The following is a 5,443-nucleotide window of genomic DNA, read 5'->3' as shown; positions in this document are numbered from 1 at the left end:
CCTCCCGTCCGCCCCGTCCTGGAAGTCGGCTAACGGGGCCTGCTGCGCAGGGAGGTGCACGCGTAGGCGCAGAGCAGCACGATGAGTGACAATCCAAAGGCGTGGCCGAGGGGTTGGGCGGCAAGCCGCAGAGCCACCGTCAGCCACTGGTCGACCGCGGCAGGCCAGGGCACGAGCACGGCCGACTCCAGCCGCCCGGGCAGCCCCTCCACCGAGCGTGCCGCGGAACCGCTGAGCAGCCTGCGCAGCACCGGGGCGACCGCCAGCGGAACGGCCGCGACAGCCACGACTCCGGCCGTCGTCGACCGGAACACCCCCGCCGCCAGCAGCCCGGCCCACGCGCAGCCGACACAGACAGCGAGCACCCCCATGGCCTGGGCCATGGGCGACAGCGCGGCCATCGTCCCGGCCGGGCCGTCTCCGGACCGCAGGCGGAACACATCGCCGGAGCCGTACAGCAGCGTGAGCCCGGCCGCGTTGAAGGCGGCGGTCGCCAGGCACAGCCCGACCGCGGACACAGCCGACACCATCAACTTGGCCAGCAGCAGCCCCAGGCGCCGAGGCACCGGCGTCTGGGCCGGTGCCAGCGCGGGGTACCGGAACTCCTGCCCGAAAGCCAGCGCCCCCAGCAGCCCGGCGGCGAGCGCCGCGGGCGGCAGGGACGCAAAGGGAGCGGAGGCGAACGGCCCTCCGGACGGCCAGCCCGTCAGCAACCGCAGCCCCTGCGCGATCCCGGAACCGCCCTCTCCGCGCCCCGCACCGCCCGTGTCCCCACCGGCCCGTGCCAGCACCACGGCCACCGCGAAAGCGACGAGCATCGTCACGCCCGCGAGGATCCACGGCGTACGCACCCCGAACAGCCGGCGTACCTCGTACCGCAGCGGCGCGACGGGCCCGGGCCGGGGGGCGGCGAACAGCGGGGGCCGGGATGATCTCGACAGCTTCGAGGCCCCTGGCAGCCTCCAGGCCCCGGCCGCCCGCCGTGGGCCGGGTGACTGCGGTGCGGAGGACTGCGGTGCGGAGGGCTCCGGGGGGAGCCCCGGCCCGGGCGGACTCGGGGGCTCTTCCGCCACCGCGCGGACAGCGTCGCCCGTGCCCGTCCGGGCCGGCGGGCCCCCGGCCGCGTGCTCCGACGTGGCCTCGGGGCCCCGTCCCGAGTTCGCCGCCACAGCGCCCGCCGCCCCCAGGGCGGGCACGGTCGCCGGAGCAGCCGCCGACTCCCGGGGCGCACGTCCGTCTGCTCGGGCCAGCGGATGGGGCGGGGTGACATCCCCGCTGTCTCCCAGCTCCTCGGCAAGCTGATGGACCAGGATGCCGTTGCGGTACGCCGCCTCGCCTACGGCCGCACAGCTGCTCCCGTAGACGGAGATCCGTCCACCCCCGTCCCGCACCACCTCCATGGGTCCGTCTCGGCGCTCGGCGCTCGTCGCGGAGCGGGACTCCTGGGCAAGAACGGCGGCGAGCCGCTCAGCGTGCGGGGTCCGCACCACGACGCGGGGCCGCTGCCGGGTCCGCCGGAACTCCTCCACCTCCTGATCTGCGGCCAGACGTCCGCCCTCGATCGACACCACGCGGTCCCCGAGCCTCGCGGCCTCCTTCGGATCCCGCGAGGTGGTGAGGACCAGACCGCCCTGGTCTGCGTACCCGCGCAGCAGGCCGTGCAGCCAGCTCGCCTCCCGAGGGGACAGCCCGTGAGCGGGCTCGTCCAAGACGAGCGTGTGCGGGTCGCCCAGCAACGCTGACGCGATACCGAGACGGCGGTCCATGCCGAGGGAGAACTCCCTGAGCCGCTGGTCGGCGATCCCGCTGAGGCCCACGACGTCCAGCACGTCATCGGCCCGCCCTGCGGGAACTCCCACGGCCGCGGCAAGCATGCGCAGATGCCCTCGCGCCGTGCGCGCCGGATGTCCCGGGACGTCCCCGAGCAGCACCCCGATCTCACGGGCCGGGTACGGCACCCGGTGGACCGGACGGCCCCGGAAGAGCGCGATGCCCCGCCCCGGCCGAAGCTGCAGCATCACCCGGAGCGCGTCACTCTTCCCCGAACCGGCGCGCCCCAGAAGCACCGTGACCTTGCCGGGGCGCGCCTCGAAGGTGAGGTCGTCCACGGCAGGTGGCCGTTGGCGGCGCGGCATGCTGGTGAGTCCGATGGCCTGGATCATCGCTTCTCCCGCTGGACGCGTGCGGACGCACCTCAGCAAGATAACGCGACATTTCCGAGTTTCCGGGCAACTCGCGCTGAACCGGAATCAGACCTCGGGCCGCAGCATGGGCGGGTTGAGCAGCGTCGCCCCGCCGGCTCTGAACAGCTGTGCGGGCCGACCGCCCTGACGCGTCGTCGTCCCTCCGGTCGGCACGAGGAATCCCGGAGTCCCGGTCACCTTGCGGTGGAAGTTCCTCGGGTCGAGCGCGACTCCCCACACCGCCTCATACACCCTGCGCAGCTCCCCCACGGTGAACTCCGGTGGGCAGAAAGCGGTGGCGAGCGAGGAGTATTCGATCTTGGCGCGCGCTCGCTCCACACCGTCCAGCAGGATCTGAGCGTGATCGAAGGCAAGCTGCACCGGCTGGTCGCCGTCCCTGCTGAGCCCCTCTCCCGGCCCGAGCAGCGACTCCGCTGGTGACCACCGGGCGCTGCGCGCATCACCCCCCGCGATGGGGGGCGGGAGGTCCGGGGAGAGCACGAGGTGGGCGACACTGACCACCCGCATCCGGGGGTCGCGATACGGGTCGCCGTAGGTGGCGAGCTGTTCGAGATGCGCGCCCGTGTCCTTGCCCTCCGGGCCGTGGGGCCGCAGCCCGGTCTCCTCCTTGAGTTCCCGTGCCGCCGCGGCTGCGAGGTCCTCGTCGGCTCGGACGAACCCGCCCGGGAGTGCCCATCGCCCCTGATAGGGCGGCTCCCCGCGGCGCACGACCAAGGCGCACAGAGCGTGGCTGCGCACCGTGAGCACCACCAGATCGACGGTGACGGCAAAAGGCGGAAAGGCCGACGGGTCGTAGGGCATGGCGCGATCATAGTCGTCTCCTTGACGATAAACAGTCCGTTCCCCAGCACCTCGTTCACCTCCTTCGTGCCTCGTGGCATATCCCCTCGCATGGCGCGCCGCCCGGCGTGTCGCCGTACGACCGCTCGACCGCGCGGTCAGCCGCAGAGCTGCAGGCCATCGGCCGCTTCCTCCACCATCCCCATGCCGAGTCTGCTGATCCGCACCGCGAACGGCCGCTCGGCCACCCGTAGCCCGGTCAGCTGCACCGCTCCGAGCGGGGCGCTGCTCATGGGGCGCAGGGCGACTGTCCCAGCAGGGACGTCGGGGCGGATGCCCGCCAGTGTGGCCAACAACTGCACCGCCCCCGCTGCCGCGACAGCGGCCGGACGACAGGCTGCCGGATGCGGCAGCGGCGTACTGCCCCGCGTCCGCTGTTCAGCCGCGTACATCTCCGGCAGCCGGTACCCGAATGTCCCGGCTGCGTCCAGCACCCCGCACAGGAGGGAGGTCGCCTCCTTCTCGAACCCCGCCGCCGACAGCCCCGCAACGGCCGTCGCGGTCTCCCGCACCCGGACCGCACCGCTGCTGTGACCGAAAGGGTTGTATCCCTGCTCCTTACTGCTGAGGCTGCGCAGGCCCCAGCCGGAATCCAGCGCGGGGCCGCCGAGCAGCCGGGCGAGCTGCTCGGTCCCGGCTCTGTCGAGCAGCCCGGGCGCCTGTTGTCCACCCGAGGCCAGACCGGTGTCGAGCAGTTCCGCCGCGGAGGCGCAGAGCGCTCCCTCTTCTGCTCCGTTTCTGGCCCGGAACGCGAGCGGCCTGCCGCCGCCGCGGTCGTCCCGCCAGAACTCCTCGGCGAACCGCCGCCGCAGCTCGGCCGCCCACTGGCGGAGTTCACTCCCGTCACCTATGCCGTGCGCGTCCAGCAGGCCGGCGCCCAACAGCGCCGCCCGGTGCGCGTGTGCCTGCACCTCGCAGCGGAACGGACCACCGGGCGCGGGATCGGGAACGTACCCCGGTCCGGTCGCTACCCGCAGGGTCCAGGCCAGGCAGCGTTCGGCCGCCGGGAGCAACCGCTCCATATCGCGTCCGGGCAGGCCCCAGCGCCACGCCTCCGCGAGCACGGTGGGAAACAGCAGTGTCGCCTCGACTCCCGTGCAGCTGGGCGCCGCCCGCGGGCCCGCGTGGCGGAGTGTGCCGGGAATCCACCCGTCGTCCGCCCCTCCGCTTCTGCGCTGTATCCGGGCGAGGGTGTGCAGGGTGCCGCAGGCCAGGCGGGTGCCGAGCGGCAGCAGCATGCGGGCGGCGCGCAGTGATTCGGCAGGGGCCAGTGCACAGCGCCACGGGACACCGGCAGCGAGGTGGATGTCCGCCGGGGCCGCCGGATCGCGCAGCAGGAGTGCGCTGAGGTCGTCGAGGCTGGTGCGGAAGAGCTCGTCGACCCGGCCGTCGTCTCCTTCGGCACGAGCCTCGGACCAGTGCGCCAGCAACCCACTCATACGGGAGCCGCCGCTACTACCGGCCGCTGCCCGACGAGGGGAGTCCGGCCCTGGGGCGGGCGGGTCGCCCGACGCCGGAGTGCCCGGGGCTGGTGCGGCCCCACCGCCGTAGGAGTGGACAGCATTCCGATTCCGGCTGCCCTCCAGTTCGATGCGGAAGGTGAGACTGCGGCTGTCGCCCGGGGGAAGCGTCCAGTCCCACTGGAGCACCCCGGCGGACGCCCAGGAGGAGTCGGGAGCGGGGCGGGCGGTGACCGTGGCGTGGGTCCCTTCCGCACTCCAGCGCAGCCCTGAGCCGTGGACCGCGGCGGGGAGCTCGGCACCTGGCCTGCCGATCGCGATGGCTCCGAGCTCTCCCAGGTCGGTCCCCAGCCGGACCTCAAGGGGCAACCGCACGGTCCGCTCGGCGGAGTTGTGCACCGTGAGGCGTTCCGTGCCGTCGGCGGACCGGAGGCGTACGACCGTGACCTCGGGGTCGGGTCCGTTGCCGGTGGCCGCCCGGACCGCCGATACGAAGCGGGCCTCGCCGGCGCTGGTCATCCTCCCCTGCAGGGGCACCGGCTCGCGCCCGGCCAGCCGGACCTGGCAGCGAGCGAGGGTACGCACGCCGGAGTGGTAGAAGCCCTCAAGCCCTTCAGCGCGCAGTTGGCCGTGGTCGGCGGAAATGGCGAGTGCGGGGGCCGCGACGCAGATCAGGGAGGAGTGTGCGGGCTGGAACTCTTCTGTGCGGCGGGAAGCGAGGGGCGATGAGGCTGCGTGCCGGGCGCCGGCGTCTTCCACTGCCGGTGCCCTGCCCGAGGCGCTGGTGGACGGTCGTCGACGGGCCGTTGACTGCGGGAACAGGGACATCACGCGTTCCTCCGCTTCCTGTTGTCCGTGGTCCGGTGAAGCCGGGGCGCGGCCGGGTGTGTGCGCGGTCCGCCACTCAGGTGAACGGCCGGCGGTCTCGCGGGTCACGGG

At 73.5% G+C, this 5,443-nt stretch carries 3 protein-coding genes; all 3 read right to left on the bottom strand.

Annotation, left to right across the window (positions count from 1 at the left end):
* Nucleotides 1–29: 29 nt before the first annotated feature.
* Nucleotides 30–2,162 carry an ATP-binding cassette domain-containing protein gene (locus tag G5C65_RS30285; protein ID WP_165302249.1) on the bottom strand — a complete coding sequence of 711 codons (2,133 nt, stop codon included), beginning with the start codon at nt 2,160–2,162 and terminating at the stop codon, nt 30–32.
* A gap of 87 nt (nt 2,163–2,249) precedes the next feature.
* On the bottom strand, nt 2,250–3,005 hold the full coding sequence (locus tag G5C65_RS30280) for an NUDIX hydrolase (RefSeq protein ID WP_165302248.1): 756 nt from the start codon (nt 3,003–3,005) through the stop codon (nt 2,250–2,252).
* A gap of 137 nt (nt 3,006–3,142) precedes the next feature.
* Complete coding sequence (locus G5C65_RS30275) at nt 3,143–5,332, bottom strand: glycogen debranching N-terminal domain-containing protein (RefSeq protein ID WP_165302247.1); 2,190 nt, start codon at nt 5,330–5,332, stop codon at nt 3,143–3,145.
* Nucleotides 5,333–5,443: the final 111 nt, after the last annotated feature.

This window comes from Streptomyces boncukensis, from assembly GCF_011045075.1.
Taxonomy (GTDB): Bacteria; Actinomycetota; Actinomycetes; order Streptomycetales; family Streptomycetaceae; genus Streptomyces; species Streptomyces boncukensis.
This window is presented reverse-complemented; position numbering and strand designations above follow the sequence as displayed.